Annotated in this window: 17 protein-coding genes and 1 tRNA gene; 9 read left to right on the forward strand and 9 right to left on the reverse strand. The window is 33.4% G+C overall.

Translation table 11 applies throughout. The annotated features are described in order from the left end of the window. Positions 1–100 precede the first annotated feature (100 nt). The 4 genes from U9M49_RS01465 to U9M49_RS01480 all read left to right on the forward strand — a co-directional run bounded on the left by U9M49_RS01465 (position 101) and on the right by U9M49_RS01480 (position 5,931). On the forward strand, positions 101–1,681 hold the full coding sequence (locus U9M49_RS01465; protein ID WP_233435266.1) for a peptide chain release factor 3: 1,581 nt from the start codon (positions 101–103) through the stop codon (positions 1,679–1,681). Positions 1,682–2,220: 539 nt separating this feature from the next. Beyond that, the gene (gene nhaC / locus U9M49_RS01470; protein ID WP_180316981.1) at positions 2,221–3,600 is read left to right on the forward strand and encodes a Na+/H+ antiporter NhaC; all 1,380 of its coding nucleotides are present in this window, start codon (positions 2,221–2,223) and stop codon (positions 3,598–3,600) included. Between the two features lie 412 nt (positions 3,601–4,012). After that, positions 4,013–4,768: an RNA polymerase sigma-I factor gene (gene sigI / locus U9M49_RS01475; protein WP_095369734.1), complete on the forward strand. Its 756-nt coding sequence runs from the start codon at positions 4,013–4,015 to the stop codon at positions 4,766–4,768. After that, complete coding sequence (locus tag U9M49_RS01480; protein ID WP_095369733.1) at positions 4,765–5,931, forward strand: anti-sigma factor domain-containing protein; 1,167 nt, start codon at positions 4,765–4,767, stop codon at positions 5,929–5,931. The genes sigI and U9M49_RS01480 overlap by 4 nt, the downstream gene beginning before the upstream one ends. Before the next feature lie 57 nt (positions 5,932–5,988). Here the strand turns inward: U9M49_RS01480 and U9M49_RS01485 are convergent, their stop codons facing one another. After that, positions 5,989–6,186 (reverse strand): alpha/beta-type small acid-soluble spore protein, encoded by a 198-nt coding sequence (locus tag U9M49_RS01485; protein WP_095369732.1) that lies wholly within the window; start codon positions 6,184–6,186, stop codon positions 5,989–5,991. Between the two features lie 197 nt (positions 6,187–6,383). Between U9M49_RS01485 and U9M49_RS01490 the strand changes: the two genes are divergently transcribed. Continuing rightward, positions 6,384–7,748, forward strand: coding sequence for a TrkH family potassium uptake protein (locus U9M49_RS01490; protein WP_307314723.1), 1,365 nt, complete (start codon positions 6,384–6,386; stop codon positions 7,746–7,748). Between the two features lie 43 nt (positions 7,749–7,791). Here U9M49_RS01490 and U9M49_RS01495 read toward each other — a convergent pair whose 3' ends face one another. Continuing rightward, positions 7,792–8,130 carry a DUF3905 domain-containing protein gene (locus U9M49_RS01495; protein WP_322909190.1) on the reverse strand — a complete coding sequence of 113 codons (339 nt, stop codon included), beginning with the start codon at positions 8,128–8,130 and terminating at the stop codon, positions 7,792–7,794. Between the two features lie 143 nt (positions 8,131–8,273). On the opposite strand from U9M49_RS01495, the gene U9M49_RS01500 reads away from it, so the two are divergent. Both U9M49_RS01500 and U9M49_RS01505 read left to right on the forward strand, forming a co-directional pair. After that, a complete protein-coding gene (locus U9M49_RS01500; protein WP_180316980.1) occupies positions 8,274–8,432 on the forward strand; it encodes a hypothetical protein in 159 nt (52 codons plus the stop codon). Continuing rightward, positions 8,433–8,570, forward strand: a complete 138-nt coding sequence (locus U9M49_RS01505) for a hypothetical protein (RefSeq protein ID WP_322909191.1) — start codon at positions 8,433–8,435, stop codon at positions 8,568–8,570. 50 nt (positions 8,571–8,620) lie between these two features. Here U9M49_RS01505 and U9M49_RS01510 read toward each other — a convergent pair whose 3' ends face one another. After that, the gene (locus U9M49_RS01510) at positions 8,621–10,351 is read right to left on the reverse strand and encodes a B12-binding domain-containing radical SAM protein (RefSeq protein WP_322909192.1); all 1,731 of its coding nucleotides are present in this window, start codon (positions 10,349–10,351) and stop codon (positions 8,621–8,623) included. Positions 10,352–10,579: 228 nt separating this feature from the next. Here U9M49_RS01510 and U9M49_RS01515 point away from each other — a divergent pair, with 228 nt between their 5' ends. Next, positions 10,580–10,774 (forward strand): hypothetical protein, encoded by a 195-nt coding sequence (locus U9M49_RS01515; RefSeq protein WP_224937811.1) that lies wholly within the window; start codon positions 10,580–10,582, stop codon positions 10,772–10,774. 74 nt (positions 10,775–10,848) lie between these two features. On the opposite strand, the gene U9M49_RS01520 is transcribed toward U9M49_RS01515, so the two are convergent. The 6 genes from U9M49_RS01520 to U9M49_RS01545 form a co-directional block, all read right to left on the reverse strand. Then, entirely contained in the window at positions 10,849–11,013 is a 165-nt protein-coding gene (locus U9M49_RS01520; protein WP_180316979.1) for a hypothetical protein, read from the reverse strand. A gap of 68 nt (positions 11,014–11,081) precedes the next feature. Continuing rightward, positions 11,082–11,276, reverse strand: a complete 195-nt coding sequence (locus tag U9M49_RS01525; protein WP_095369728.1) for a hypothetical protein — start codon at positions 11,274–11,276, stop codon at positions 11,082–11,084. 475 nt (positions 11,277–11,751) lie between these two features. Continuing rightward, on the reverse strand, positions 11,752–12,303 hold the full coding sequence (locus U9M49_RS01530; RefSeq protein ID WP_307314720.1) for a DUF3231 family protein: 552 nt from the start codon (positions 12,301–12,303) through the stop codon (positions 11,752–11,754). A 395-nt stretch (positions 12,304–12,698) separates the two neighbouring features. Further along, entirely contained in the window at positions 12,699–12,998 is a 300-nt protein-coding gene (locus U9M49_RS01535; RefSeq protein WP_095369726.1) for a hypothetical protein, read from the reverse strand. A 323-nt stretch (positions 12,999–13,321) separates the two neighbouring features. Continuing rightward, positions 13,322–13,395: transfer RNA gene (locus U9M49_RS01540), tRNA-Arg, on the reverse strand. A gap of 185 nt (positions 13,396–13,580) precedes the next feature. Continuing rightward, positions 13,581–14,624 carry an acyltransferase family protein gene (locus tag U9M49_RS01545; protein ID WP_095369725.1) on the reverse strand — a complete coding sequence of 348 codons (1,044 nt, stop codon included), beginning with the start codon at positions 14,622–14,624 and terminating at the stop codon, positions 13,581–13,583. 277 nt (positions 14,625–14,901) lie between these two features. Between U9M49_RS01545 and U9M49_RS01550 the strand changes: the two genes are divergently transcribed. Next, complete coding sequence (locus tag U9M49_RS01550; protein WP_095369724.1) at positions 14,902–16,680, forward strand: methyl-accepting chemotaxis protein; 1,779 nt, start codon at positions 14,902–14,904, stop codon at positions 16,678–16,680. Positions 16,681–16,774: the final 94 nt, after the last annotated feature.

Raw genomic sequence — 16,774 nt, forward strand, 5'->3', positions numbered from 1 at the left:
ATATTGAATACGCATTGCAAAGTTTCTAATACAAGGATAAAATTGAGGGTACGCAGTAGCGACAGATAAGAATTTATACATGTTAGTGAGGAATTTTATTATGAGTACATTTAAAGACGAAGTATTATCACGTCGAACATTTGCAATTATTTCCCACCCGGATGCTGGGAAAACAACCTTAACAGAAAAGCTTCTTTTATTCGGAGGGGCCATTCGTGATGCAGGGACTGTTAAAGGGAAAAAGACAGGGAAGTATGCAACAAGTGACTGGATGGAAATAGAAAAACAACGTGGTATTTCGGTTACGTCTAGTGTTATGCAGTTTGAGTATAATCAAGCTAAAATCAATATCTTAGATACACCAGGACACCAAGATTTCAGTGAAGATACTTATCGTACATTAACAGCAGTGGATAGTGCAGTAATGATCATTGATTCAGCAAAGGGGATCGAGGATCAGACTTTAAAACTCTTTAAAGTTTGCCGTATGAGAGGTATTCCTATTTTTACATTTATCAATAAATTGGATCGACAAGGTAAGATGCCGTTAGAACTTTTAGCAGAATTAGAAGAAGTAATGGGGATTGAATCATATCCGATGAATTGGCCAATAGGAATGGGGAAAGAGTTTCTAGGCATTTATGATCGTTTTAATAATCGCATTGAACAATTTAGGGTAGATGAAGAGGATCGTTTCCTTGAATTGAATGATGAAGGAGAAATTAACGAAGAACATTCTCTAAAACAATCGGGACTTTATGAACAAACGTTAGAAGAAATTATGTTGTTAAATGAAGCGGGTAATGAATTTTCGCGTGACCGCATTGCTTCAGGGGATTTAACACCTGTCTTCTTTGGCAGTGCTTTGACTAATTTTGGTGTGCAAACGTTTTTGGAATCTTATTTACAGTTTGCTCCTTCTCCTCAACCAAGAGAATCGACTGTTGGAGAAATCAATCCTTTAACAGAAGACTTCTCAGGGTTTATCTTTAAAATTCAAGCGAATATGAATCCTGCACATAGGGATAGAATCGCTTTTCTTAGAATTTGTTCAGGTAAATTTGAACGAGGGATGAGTGTAAATATTCCACGTCTCGGTAAACAAGTGAAATTAGCACAATCGACACAATTTATGGCAGATGATCGTAGTACTGTTAACGAAGCTGTAAGTGGCGATATCATTGGGATTTATGATCCAGGAACATATCAGATTGGTGACACATTAACAAGTGATAAAAATGGTTTCCAGTTTGAAAAATTACCTCAGTTCACCCCTGAATTATTTGTTCGAGTGACAGCAAAGAATGTAATGAAGCAAAAACATTTTCATAAAGGGATTCAACAGCTAGTGCAAGAGGGAGCTATTCAGCTCTTTAAAACTGTGAAAACAGATGAGTATTTACTCGGAGCAGTTGGACAATTACAATTTGAAGTATTTGAACATCGTATGAAAAACGAATATAACACGGAAGTATTAATGGAGAGGTTAGGCTCTAAAATTGCAAGATGGGTTGAAGGTGAGGACAATTACGATAACCTTTCTAGCTCACGTAGTTTACTTGTGAAGGACCGATATGAACATCAAGTGTTTCTATTTGAAAATGACTTTGCTCTTAGATGGTTCCAAGATAAAAATCCAGATGTACCATTATATAATCCGATGGATCAGCAGCAACAATAAGTATAATTACAGGCACGCACAATTTTTGTGCGTGCTTTTAATATGCATCTTTAATTTTAGCAATCAACGTACAAGGCTGACATGTTTGGCACGAACATCATCTTGCTTTTTAAAGAAGAAGGTTGATCCACAGACGAGTTTTAGCAACCGTAGTTGTCCGTAAAGTATAGGCTAAGGTCAAATTATTTATATGAAAATAATGATTGACAGTAAATGAAATACAGATTATAGTATAAATACGTTACAAAAATACTTTAGTGCATAAAAGCGTTTAAGTAAAATAGTATTATTAGTTTTTATATAATTTAACCGGTAGTGCCAGTAGAGGATTTATGAACAGCTAAAGAGACTGAATGGTTGGTGAAAGTTCAGGTCATAAATTTTTCGAATTACACCTACCTATAAAGGTTAAAATAGATGAAGTGGACAAGTGTGGTGTCTTGTCAATTAGGGTGGTACCGCGGAGATCATTCGTCCCTAAATAAGGGATTTATGAGCTCTTTTTTTACGCTTTTAGAAATATTGGAGGTTAATTTATTATGCAACAAGAACCAAGCATCAAAGTAAAAACATGGGAAGCTATACTTATCACAATCATTCTCCTTAGTGGTATAAGTTATTGTATGATTGCCCTTGAGGCACCACCACATATTCCCATTGTATTATCGATGATCATTTTAATTATTTATGGATTATGTAAAGGCGTTAAGTATAGAGAAATAGAACAAGGCATTATGGATGGGACAAAGTCAGGGCTTGGCGCTACATTTTTATTCTTTTTTATTGGTATGTTAATAAGTAGTTGGATGGCAAGCGGGACAATTCCAACGTTCATTTATTATTCTTTAGATATTGTAGGACCGAATTATTTTTATGCCATTAGTTTTGTTGTTACCGCTATTATTGGTATGAGTATTGGCAGTTCATTAACAACAGCAGCGACTATTGGTGTTGCATTTATGGGATTGAGTGGTGCATTAGATTTAAACCCGGCTATTACTGCAGGTGCAATTATCTCAGGAGCATTTTTTGGAGATAAAATGTCTCCACTGTCTGATACAACTAATTTAGCATCCATGACAGTTGGGGTTGATTTATTTGATCATATTAAAACAATGAGTATGACAACAATTCCTGTATTTATCTTATCCTTTATTATTTTTTTCCTAATTTCACCGAAGGGAATGGAAGAAGCCAGCTTAGTAAAAATTAATGAGATGCAGGAAGGTTTATTAGCGCTAGGGTTGGTGAAATGGTATGCAATCATACCTTTTCTTGTATTAGTTGTACTAGCGATAAAGAAAATACCTGCTTTAATTACATTAGCAGCTTCAATCGTTACGGCAATTATTGTTTCATTCTTTGTGCAAAATGAAATGAATTTAGCTAAGCTTATTACTATTTTATTTAGTGGTTATACATCAAATAGTGGGATTGAGGATATCGACTCATTATTAACTAGAGGTGGAATGGAAAGTATGTTTTTCTCTATTTCACTGGTCCTATTGGCTTTAGCAATGGGAGGGTTATTTATTAAATTAGGGATATTAGCAGCACTTATTCGTGGGATTACTGACTACTTATCTAAACGTGGCCCATTAATTTCAGCAACAGCTTCAACGGCAGTTGGTATCAATTTTATTGTAGGTGAGCAGTATTTATCTATCCTATTAACAGGTAACGCTTATAAAGACTCTTTTAGTAAAGCGAACTTGCATCCTCGATATTTATCCAGGGTTTTAGAGGACGCTGGTACAGTGGTTAATCCTCTTGTACCGTGGAGTGTTTGTGGAATCTTTCTAACGACAGTGCTAGATGTTAATACATTAACCTACTTGCCATTTGCCTTATTTTGCTTAATAAGTCCATTAATGACTATTTTATATGGTTGGACAGGTTGGACAATGAAGAAGCAGTAATCATTCAATTTGTATAATATAAGCCATTTTCTCTTCTAGATTTCTAATAGATGAAGAGAAAATTGGCTTTTTTATTTTTTTATAAAAGGGATGTAAAATTATTGAAATAAGTTCATAAAATATTCTCGCTTTCCCATTATTTTAGTGAAAGTTGTCTTAGATTTTGATGACGTTTTGATATATTTTAATTTTTGATAACATTTTTTTAGTTATATTTCACAAGTATGAAAGTTGCACAACTTTTGTCATTATATTGTAGTGAATGTGGTATAAAAATATTCTTTACCCCTATAATTTTCTAATTTTACCCGTATATTTGTAAAGATAGGTTAATAAAGTTTGTGGCAAGTCTTCATGCTCAATTCATCTAAATTTCCTGTGTTATAATTTGGGTGAATAAAGAGGTGAATGCATGATTAAATCACTGTTTAGAGGCTTGAAGACACAACATAAAACCATTGAAGAAGAAGTTTTTGCAATTCAAAATGGTGATCGACAATTAAGAGATGTGTTTATAAATAAATTTAAACCTTTTGTAGCAAAGTCGGTATCTTTAGTTTGCAGGAGATTTATATATGATTCCGATGATGAATTTAGCGTGGGTTTAATCGCTTTTAATGATGCTATTAATAATTATAATCGAGCAAAAGGGACAAGTTTCGTTTCTTTTGCTGAGGTTGTTATTAAACGAAGAGTGATTGATTATATTAGACAGCAATCGAAACATCAGAACCTTAGTTTAGATGCAAGCCATCACTATGAGGATGGTTCGAATGAGCAAGCCAGTGCATTAATAGAATCAGAAATATCGATAAGGGGCTACTTAGAAATACAAGATCAACAGGCAAGGAAGGAAGAAATAATTAAGTTCACGAATGATTTATCTCATTTTGGTATTAGTTTCAAAGAGATTGTAAAATGCTCGCCAAAACATGCCGATGCAAGAAGGACAGCTATTGAAATTGCCCAATTAATTGCCAATGATGTGATGTTGAAAGACCTGTTATATTCCACCAAAAAATTACCCATCAAGCATATGGAATCAAGAATAAAAGTAAGTAGAAAAACAATAGAAAGAAATCGTAAATACATTATTGCAATGACATTAGTTCTATGTAATGACTTTGTCTATTTAAAGGATTATTTGAAAGGGGTGTTAGAAACGTGAAAAGAGGAGTGATTGTCGCTATTGATGAACGTTTCTTAACACTTTTAACAAATGAAGGAGAATTTTATTTTAGTTATAAATACGAAGCAATATATGAAATAGGTCAAGAGATTGAGTTTGAGCCTGTGATGAAAAACCATAAGGTAGAATCTGTTAAAAAACCGAAATATGTAAAAATGATTATGATTGCTGCTGTATTTATTCTTTCCTTTTTAGGCTTATCCTTATGGCCTAATCATTCTGAACAGACAATCTACGCTTATATGACCATTGATATTAATCCAAGTATTGAACTAGCCGTAAATGAACAATTCGAAGTGATTCAATTGAAGGGTTACAATGCAGATGGAAAAAAAATCATTCAAGAGATATCGGATTGGAAAAATAAACAGTTTGATACCATATTTTCAGATATCCTTTTAATTTGTAAGAGTCAGGGTTATATGCAAAAAGGAAAAGAATTAACGTTCGCCACAGTTGTCATGTCAGATCAATATTTTAAAGAAGAAAGATTAAGGAAACATACTGACTTTGTTACAAGGGAATTAAATGAAGAAGATGTAAGTTTGCATTTAATTGAAGGCTCTAAAACAGAACGAGAGTTAGCTCAAGAAAAAGGACTTACTCTAGGGGCATACATGGAGTTGAACGAGAAGACTGAATATGACAATACCGCAAAATCGGATGTAAATGAATCTGAGGAAGAAAAAAAGACTGCAAGTGATAAAGAAGAAAGTAAGGAAGATAACAAAGAAAGTGAAATAAAAAAAGAAAAGGAAACATCCATAGAAGTGAAGGAAGAGAAGGGGACAGTGCCCACTTCTGATGATAATGAAGCTATCGATCCAAATATAGAGACAAATGAATCAATACCAAATAATGAGGTTGAAGAGAAGAAGTTTCGTTATAAGAAGCATATTGATGATGAACACAATGACTCTTCGGCTGTCACTAATAAGGAGATTGAAAATAAAAAATTTAAAGGAAAACATAAAAATAAAAATGATGATGATGACGATGATGAGAAAGAACAAAATGATACCGATAATTCCGATGTTCATGACGACGATGAATGGCATAATAGGCATAATCAAGACAAGCACAATAATGAAAAAAGGGATAAACATAATGAAAGGAAAAAATATAATAAAGAATCACCATAATTGCAAGATTTATGGGTATAATAAAAAGTCCGAGTTGAACCTCGGACTTTTGCCATGTTATTTTTGTTTTCCAGAAAGTTCTGCTTGAGCTTGTTGGACTAATCTTTTTGTAATTTCTCCTCCAACTGAACCGTTAGATCTGGAAACAGTATCCGAACCTAACTGTACGCCAAACTCTTGAGCAATTTCATATTTAACTTGATCTAAATATTGTTCAATTCCCGGTACTAAAAGTTTATTACTATTCTTTGGCATGATTACACATCTCCTAAAGATAATTTACAGTAATTGATATCACTGTATTTGTATTATGATGTATTGCGTTTATTTCATGAGTGGTAAATTAGCTGTTTGTATCCTTGTTTTGGCAAAGAAAGAATAATTAGCTTTCAAAACAGGGGTAGATTATATTATTATAGAGTGTAATTGAGTTTAGTTGAGGTGAAAAACGTTTGTTAAAAGATTTAAAAGACTGGATAAATAGGCGTTCGCCAGCACAAATAATCACTGCATATTATTTCTTGTCGATTTCAATTTCTGTAGGACTCCTCTATTTACCAGGTGTGAATCAAAAAGGTGTAGAAGTTAGCTTTATAGATACTGTATTTACTGCTGTAACTGCTGTTAGCGTAACGGGGTTAACCGTTGTTGATTTATCACAAACCTATAGTGTTTTTGGTTATTTTGTGATTATGATTATTATGCAATTTGGTGGAATTGGTATTATGGCATTAGGTACATTCTTTTGGATGTTGTTAGGTAAGAAAATTGGATTGAAGAGTAGAAAACTAATTATGGTTGATCACAATCAGTATGCGCTTTCTGGGCTTGTTCAACTAGTGAAAGAAATAATTAAATTAATGATTCTTATCGAAGTAATAGGAATGTTTATACTTGGCTTTCATTTTTTAAAGTATTATCCTACGTGGGACGAAGCTTTTCTCCACGGATTATTTGCCTCTGTAAGTGCAACAACAAATGGAGGGTTAGATATAACAGGTTCATCAATGATTCCATATGCCCATGATTATTTCGTGCAGTTTATTACAATCATTTTAATCTCTTTAGGGGCAATTGGTTTTCCTGTTTTAATCGAAGTCAAAGCTTTTCTATTAAAACGTAAATGGGAAAACTCTCTCCCGTATCGTTTTTCTTTATTTACTAAAGTAACAACCGTTACATACGCTTTTTTACTCGTTTTTGGAACAATTATTATTTTAGTTATGGAGTTTCAGCATTTTTTTAAAGGGCTATCATGGCATGAAAGTTTCTTTTATGCACTATTTCAGTCAGCGACGACGAGAAGTGGTGGGTTAGCAACAATGGATGTTAGTGAATTTACTTTACCAACCCTCTTGATTATGAGTATTATGATGTTTATTGGTGCTTCACCGAGCTCTGTTGGTGGAGGTATACGGACAACTACCTTTGCCTTAAATATTTTATTTATCTGGAATTTTGCCAAAGGAAATAAACATGTGAAAATCTTCCGCAGAGAAATTCATCAAGATGATATATTGAAATCTTTGGTTATTACAATTTTAGCCACGCTTTTATGCTTTGTAGCAGTGGTGTTGATTAGCATTACCAATACACATTTATCACTTATTTCCATAATATTTGAAGTTTGCTCTGCTTTTGGAACGACTGGTCTTTCCATGGGGATAACAGCTGATTTAAGTAATACTGGAAAAATTGTCATTATGATACTAATGTTTGTCGGTAGAATAGGCTTAACCTCATTTTTATATATCATAGGTGGTAAAGAAGAAAAGCCACATTATCATTATCCAAAGGAAAGAATTATTATTGGATAATTAGGTTGATATGAAAACCAAGCTTAATAAAGAGCTTGGTTTTCTAATCTGCTTTATAACCTACATCTTTTGTTGGGTGAGAGAAGGGAGCATCCGGTAATTCTTTTTCTTCTATAAGTGCGCGATTCTCAGGGGTATTAAAACCAATATCATTTGTTGGATGAACCCATTTGTCTCCAGCCATCACAGCTGGGTCTACGTCATCACTCCAATTCTCAAGTGGAGACTGCTCTGATACATAATTACTATCCCCAATTGTTACCCCAAATTCGTTTACAAAAGGTGGTTGTAGCTTCTTATGACTTTTTCGAAAGTCAGGTGAAGAAATTTGATGTGGTAAACTTTCTATTTCGCTTCGCTCTTGCTTGTTTTTTCTTTTCACTTATTATCACTCCTCTTTTTATCTTTCTCTTCTGTTTAATCGTTTATGAGATTGAACATGAAGAAATAAAAGGTAAGCATAATGACCCTAAATTAGGCGGAAAATATGTTTGTTCTTACGAAATATGAAGGAGGAGTCAGAAAATGAAGAGAAAAGCTAGCCATCGTGCTGTTGAAAAATATAGTAAGACACCAAAAGCCAATCAAGAAGATGTTGAATTTTCAGCTGAATTTACTAGTGGTGAAAATGTAAATAAAGGTGCCAACCGCAATTCAAAACAAGGAAGAAAAGGGAGAAGTTAAATGTACCAGTTGAAAAATGAGCGGAAACAGAAACAGCCTCCTCAAGTGAATGTTGAGTTCGGGATGGAGTTTGGCGATTTGAACGCTTCAAAGATTTATGAAGTTACAAGTAAAAAAGGCAAGGTTAATAAGAAATGAAAGTACAAGCCAGAAAAGTTCAAACTACTTTTCTGGCTTGTTTTTTCATTCTATGATGCAAACACAGCTGCCTGTTCTTTGGCATAATATACAACCATCACAGATTCATCCATTTCAATGAAACCGGTCTGAATATATTTCTCAAGATTAAATGGAAGCTTCTCTACAATGGAATGCTTATATAGTTCTTTTTCGTTTAAATGTAATTGAGCAAAGTCTTTGCTGACGGAACTTGGATCTTTCAGAAAATGTTGATAAAGCAAAGATCGTTCTTTTTTATCAATTGAGGATGGCCACCAAGGTTTTCTAGGTTTATATTTTTGATTAGATAGGTAATCATATTTCATTAAGCCTTCTATGACCTCTAAATTTTTCACTTTTGTATCCTCTAAGAAAGAAAATAATCGATGGAATAAATCTTCTAATTGGTGGCCAATTCTTGACCAGCCTTTCCCTTCCCAATAACTTCCGAACTCTTGGAAAAAATCAAAAGGGGTAGGGAAAATGTTTGTAACTAAGTATTCAATCGTATGATCCATCCGATGGTCATTCCAATATTTTTCTAATACATCTTCTACTTGTTTGATTCGGATAATATCTTGGAATGATAATACATTGTTTCCAAGGATTTCATAAGGTGATTGATCCATATAAATATATTGGTGATTGGCAGCACTTTGTCTTAACCCTGTACCCCTCAACATTTTTAAAAATCCTAGTTGTAATTCTTCTGGACGCAGAGCAAAAACATCATTGAAGGTCTTCTTGAATGATGCATAATCCTCCTCAGGCAAACCAGCAATTAAATCAAGATGCTGATCAATCTTGCCACCTTCTTTTACCATTGTCACTGTTCGAGTCAACTTCTGAAAGTTTTGTTTTCGCTTCACTAATTCATTCGTATAATCATTAGTTGATTGTACGCCAATTTCAAACCGGAATAAACCAGCAGGTGCGTGATCGTTTAGAAATTGAATGACTTCTGGCCTCATAATATCAGCTGTAATTTCGAATTGAAAAACCACGCCAGGCATATGTTCATCAATAAGAAATTGAAACATTTCTAACGCGTAACTCCGACTAATATTAAATGTTCGATCCACAAATTTAATCGTTTTCGCACCGTTTCGCATTAAATAACGAATATCTTCTTTCACCTTTTCACGATCAAAATATCGAACACCAACTTCAATGGAAGAAAGACAGAATTGACAACTAAAAGGGCAGCCCCTACTCGTTTCAATATATGTAACCCTTTTGCCAAGTTCCCTCTTATCCTCTTCAAATCGAAAAGGAGAGGGGAGTTCACGAAGGTTAAGTTTGTTGTTTTGTGGATTAACATGCAATTTGCCATCTTCAAGATAAGCAATGCCGTTCACTTTGCGCCAATCCTTTTCACCATCTATTTGATGAAGTAGCTGTGTAAAAGTTTCTTCACCTTCACCTACAGCGATAAAATCAATCTCTGAAACATTCTCTAACCATTCAGGGACATCATAGGTCACTTCTGGTCCACCAAGTATAATTATTACTTCCGCATTTATTTTTTTGATCATACGAATGACTTTAATTGTTTCTTCAATATTCCATATATAACAACTGAAACCTATGACATCTGGTTGCTTATTAATTAAATCAGTAACAATATTCATAACTGGGTCTTTAATTGTATATTCAGCTAGTTCAACGTTGAAATCAGGCTCAGCAAATGCTTTTAAATACCGTATGGCAAGGTTAGTATGAATATATTTAGCGTTTAATGTTGACGCAATGACTTTCATTTTTTTCTCCTTTTATATGCATTAAGAAAAGCGGTCGAGGCATAAATACCTAACAGCTTCTTATCTTTGACTAACGTTTTCATTTGACAGTTTTCTAGGCAATACATTTTATTTTATCATAATTTTTATTAAAATCCTAAAGTCAAAAATTAATAAGTTTTAACATTGACTTCATATTGTCTTTAAATTGGTAAGTTATGATTAACCTATCAAAGGAGGAGTGATAAGATGTTAATCGCAGCGATTATACAGTGGCACCGCTTTTGGTTTGTTGGTATAAATTACTTTTTAGAAGGTGATATTCCTGAGTGGTTGTTTCACCGACTATTTTCGAAGTCCATGCATCATCAAGAAAAGCTCATCTTTTTCTTGAAGAAACAGAAGGTCACCTCACGCACAAGGAGAGCATCATTACATGGGTAGTATTGTTATAAATAATATAAAAAAATGGCTATAGACATATACTCATCAAAAGTATAATATCTATAGCCATTTTTTTATTCTTTACGATTGTTTTTTTCTTCTTCAATAATCCCATCATTTCCTTTATCAATTCCAGTAGCCTGATTGATCATCATGGAGAAAAGGTTTAAACCTTGATCCATTGGATCCATTTCATATTGTTTTTGGCCAATTTTTCGAGATTTTTCAATATCACTCATTAAAGGCACCTCCATGTTAATTAGGTTGCACTAGTTAATTTGGCACCATTCATAAATGAAAGAATTAATTATTTTTGGTTAAGGTAATGTTGTAAGCACATGGCACAAGTGATGGAATCTTTACTAATAAACTTTATCCGCCTTAAATCTGAACGATTAACTATTGTAAAGTGGTGATAAGTAAAACCACATTCCGTCTTTTTTTGATTTTTAACAATATGAACTACATTATCTTGTTTACTTACAATTGTTGGAAACATCATAAACGTTTTACTCCTTTTATACCTGGTACTAATATGTGATAATGTAATGATAATCTATTTTGTGTTTTTTGTGAAATGATAAAATAAGGTAATCGAAAGGAAATTTGATACATAATTAGAAATTTATGAAGTGGATAGTGCCGATTAAAATAGTAGTGTTTATTAAGAAGATTTTTAGTCGCAAATTTATTTAGATGACCAAATTAATCGCAGTGTTTTTATTAAATTTAAATAAACAGTCTGTTTATATAGGAATAAAAGACAATAACGGCAAGGATATTTATGAAGTGGATGTCATTATAGTTACTGACCAAGAACATTTTTAAGGTATTAAATTTTGATGAAACATTCTTTCAACTGCTGAATTTGCCTGAATTAAATGAACAAAGGAATATAAAGTAAGAACTTTGTAGATTATTGCAAACAAAGGGGTACATACATCTAAAGAATTCTTTTATCAAAATGAGCACCAAGATCAGGGTCTAGGTGCTCCGGGAGGATGAAAGTAAGGGGGAATTTTTAGCCAGCCTCTTTTGTGCATTGTGTTTTTAAGATTCATACTAAATATCATTTTTTCTGCATAAAATCTAGCCCACATAAGTCCAATATCGTTTCTAATTGATTGAGTCATGTTAGTTGAACACATCATGATATTTGAAGCGATTTTAATACTAATTAAATTTGCAATTTCATCATTTGTAGATTTAACACCTAATGGAATGTTATTCGGATCAGAGTTAGGCTTCGATTGAGCTGTATTTGAAAGAGGGATACCTTCATTTATCATAAAATTTTCTAAAGTTCTTTTTTGGTGTTCAGCTAATCTTTTCGATTCAGTTAATAAATCTAATAACTCTTTATCAGTAGTTGTATTTAAACAAGTTTCTAATGCAGGAATTTCTTCAGCAATTGAAGTGTAGTACAACCAACACCCCATGGCTTCTCCTATATGTGGATTTTGTTTAGGATCATCTTCTATCGATGTTGATTTTATGTAATTTATAACTGCTTGAAAAGCGTTAGGCAATGATCATCCCTCCGTAATCTTTAGTTATTTAATCTAAATTATCTCCAAAAGTTAAATAACTATGTGCGTAATGAGAATATAAGAAAATGTACCATGAAATAAATAAACTAAAGTTGCGCTCAATTGATTAGAGAGGACTTATTAGCAATATATAGTACTCGAACATAAAAACGTAGGAGGATCTTATTCGTTTTCATTAAGTCGGAGAACCCATAAAAACATGCTGATTCTAACAAAATGCTTGCAGATATGAAAAAAAATAGCAATGCTTCGTTAGGAAATGCTACCAATAGAAAAGTTTGCTAACATGGATTAAAGTTGATTAGGTGATGCCGTAAATTAACAAAAGGTAGCTGGGGTAAATCCAGAGGGCTTGTACCCCTCTGGATCGAAAATTAAATGGCAGTGAATCTATTTACCTTTCCGCCGCTATCCTGAACAATAGCAAGTCCTAATATTGCATTGATTAAATCTGGTATATTAATATCTTGGGCATCTAAAATATAAGCAACAGTACCTCCACCTAATGGGAAACTATTACACCCAATGATATAAAGTTGACCTTGCTCTACTTGATATTCTTTTAGTGCAGGTGCTCCAGAACCTGGAAATGTACAGCTTGATTCAGCAGTTTCACCACCTGAGGTAAGAACAATAACATCACCTAAACCTGGAACAGGAACAGTTATAGCCATAAATATCAAACTTCCTTTCAAATCTAATTGCCAGCTGACTTTGTATCTTATGTTAATCAAATGTGAAAGATTGGATTTAAAACCTAAAGAAGTAAAAATGATATTAATGACCACTGTATATTAAACAAATAATCGATTGATTGAGCTAAGCTAGGTTTACATATAAATAAGTAAGTAGGAAGGGACATTATTTGAATAAAAATATTAAAAAATTCATTCCGACCCTAACTATTATTTTTTACTGGAATGTAAGAAATGGAAATTAAAAATAAAAGGTCGATAACCCCCTTTAATACCAAGGGTTATCGACCTTTTATAATTAGCGTCCCAGATAGGAATCGAACCTACGACCTACAGCTTAGGAGGCTGTTGCTCTATCCTGCTGAGCTACTGGGACATATATTGTTTTTTTCTTTTGACAATATAAAATTATATACCTATATAAATAAACGGTCAATAATAAAGCCTTTGAAAATTTTTAATGATTTTTATGGTTTTAAAATAATGGGGAAAGAGCGCCCATAGATGTATAAATTATAAAAGGCAGTAGTTACATAGCACTGTAACTACTGCCTTACCTATTTAACCAATTCGGTATTTTCTACGATAATATCGAAAGATCGTTCTAATCTGTCTCTTTAGTTGTTTAAACCGTGCAGTGCTTAACTCAATCAGCGGCTGAGTCACTGCGGTGACCCATTTGCTTGATAATAGCAAAGTAAGCACTAAGGCGAGTCCTGCTAACAAGAGAAAACTTCTTGCATCATTGAAGAAATCCTGCACTTCACTTTCTCTAAATACTCGTACGAAAAACCCGTGAAGAAGATAAACGTATAATGTGTTTTTACCTAGCTTTGTAAATGAATAATGTCTATTAGGCACAAAGGCAAAGAAACATGCCATCATCATCAAACTGAGTAAATAGAAACCTAATCTAGTTAACATGGACGAAATAGATGCATCATCAACGACGGAATATGGCTTTGACCCAAGTAACCATTCATAGTTGATGTTTGGATTAAAGTAGAATAACACAAAGACAGCTACAAAAATACCAATCGCACCGATGCGAACCGATGGTCTAAATAAAACTTGGAAATGCTCTTTCTTCATTAAATAACCTAGTAAGAAGAATGGGAAAAACACAAAAGTTCTAGATAAGCTCAAATAGTTTGTAACCCAATCAGCATATCCTACAGCTAGCCCAATCGCAAAAGAGAGGATAATGGCTACACTAGGTTTGAATTTGGCAAATATCAATAACAATAGATGCCAGAAAAATAAAGAAATTAAGAACCATAGCGACCAATGTGGATTAAGCGGATCCACGTTAAAGGCTGCACCTTGATGTAAGAAATAATAAAAGACCGAATAGATTAGTTGGAAAATAAGGTATGGCAAAATCAATTTTTTAGCTATTTTTTGAATATATCCCTTTTGATAATACCCTTTTGCAAAAAAGCCTGAAACTAATATAAATGCAGGCATATGAAATGTATAAATCACTTTGTAAAGCGTATAAATTGTTTCACTATCTTCAATAAAAGAGCGAATCAAATGTCCGAATACCACAAAGAAAATAAGAATAAACTTTGCGTTATCAAAAAAGTAATCACGCTGTCTCATAAATCCTCCTTTATTAAAGACCCCCTAAAACATCACTTATTATATACCCATTATGTAAGAAAATAAATCAATTCAAACATGTGAACGAGTGGATAAAAATCCAAAACATGGACATGTAAAGGTAATATGGCATTGAAATGTATAGGTATATATAACTATTTTTAGTTAAAATACTACTTCAATATCCCCTTTTTATCGATTATAATGTTAGCAGAATCTAGTATAATAGAATCATTATTGTTAGAAGGGATACATTTTTTTAAAAGGAGGAATTATATTGAAATTACTGAAAAAATGGCGTTTAAAACAAAGTAGCATCCCCTTTTTAAATGCGATGTTAATACGGGTGTCCAAGTCAGATAAATGGAGAAAGTTAAAAATCGGTCAAAAGTATGGGGTAGCTTTGTGGCTTACTTTAGGCGTATTCACTATATCAACGATTTTGTCTTTTATTATGCTTGTCTACAGTACCTTTAAACTTAATGAAGCAGAGAAGGCAAGTGAAAGAGCGCTAGAAATCGCTGATATAGGCACAGATTTCTACTTAAAAGGCGGGACAATTGGGAATTATATTATTGATTCTAATCCAAAACATTTAAATACATATGAAGATTTAGAAACAGACATAAAGAATAAACAACAAGAAATACAAGCAATGATCCAATCGGAAACAGCACAGGAAATGTTTGTTAAAATCAATGAATATGATAAAGAAGTAAATCAATTATTTTATGATGAAATCGCACCAAATGTGAAGTTACAACATGTACGTGAATACCGCTTAGGGAAGTTGCAGGTGGATAATTACATCGAGCAAACAATGAATACATTAGATGAACTAACATCTATTATTAAGGAAGAGCAGGAATCTGCCATTAACCAAGCGAGTTGGATGATGATCGTTTCAATTGTTATCTTAGTACTGTCACTAGTACTATCAGCAATTTTCGGATTTTTTAGTCATAAAATCGTGAATAAACAATTAGCTTATCGTCTTACAAAGGTTGTGACAGCTTCAAAGGAAATAACAAAAGGAAACTTAAAAGCTAGTGATATTCATTCGAATAATCAGGATGAAATTACAGAAATCGCAGACGCTTTTAACCAAATGAAACACCAGTTGCGCCAAATGATTCAAGAAATGCTTACAGTTTCACAAAGTTTAAATGAGAGAAGTGTTCACCTTGGTGCCGTTTCATCTGAAGTCGCAGCTGCTAGTCAAGAAATATCGGCGACAATGGAGGAATTATCGGGAGGAGCAGAAGAGCAAGCAAGTGCAAGTGCGGATTTATCAAAAATTATGGAAGATTACTTATTTAAAGTGGAGAATGCAGAAACGAAAAGTGTTTCTATGCGTGAAGCAGCCTCAAATGTGAAGAATATGACATTAGCAGGAAATGAATTGATGGAAAATTCTAAAGAGCAAATGAATAGGATAGATGAAATAATTAATGATTCGATGCATCGAGTGAAAGGGTTAGATCAAGAAACGAAACAAGTAAATAAGTTAATATCTGTGATACATGAAATCGCTAACCAAACGAATTTATTGGCATTAAATGCGGCGATTGAAGCTGCGAGAGCAGGAGAGCATGGCAAGGGCTTTGCTGTTGTTGCGGAGGAAGTAAGAAAACTTGCTGAAAAAGTCTCCTATTCAATAAGTGATATCACTTCAATCGTCAATAAAATTCAGTCAGAGTCTGTTGGAGTCGTAGAATCGTTACAAGCCGGCTATGAGCAAGTAGAGATTGGTAGTAATAAAATTCATCAAACAGCCAATACCTTCCAAAGTATATCAACTGCCATCACTGATATCCATGGAGATATCGAACATATTTCATCAAGTATGGTAGAAATGCTAGATAATTCAGTTGGGATGAGCGAATCTATAGAAAATATTGCTGCGGTTTCTCAACAATCAGCAGCTGCAGTAGAAGAGACGAGTAATTCTGTTACACATACAAATGATTCAATGGAAAACATCCAGCTATATGTACAAAAGTTAGTTGAAATGGCTAATACATTAAGTAAACTTATAGAAAAATTTAAACTATAATGGGGAAAACAAGTATTCTGCTAGTTTAAGCGGGTACTTGTTTTTTTATTATGAATAAAAAGGATTATGGCGATTTTTGTAGAATAACCTCGTG

Source organism: Cytobacillus sp. OWB-43 (assembly GCF_034651445.1).
GTDB classification, from domain to species: domain Bacteria; phylum Bacillota; class Bacilli; order Bacillales; family Cytobacillaceae; genus Cytobacillus; species Cytobacillus kochii.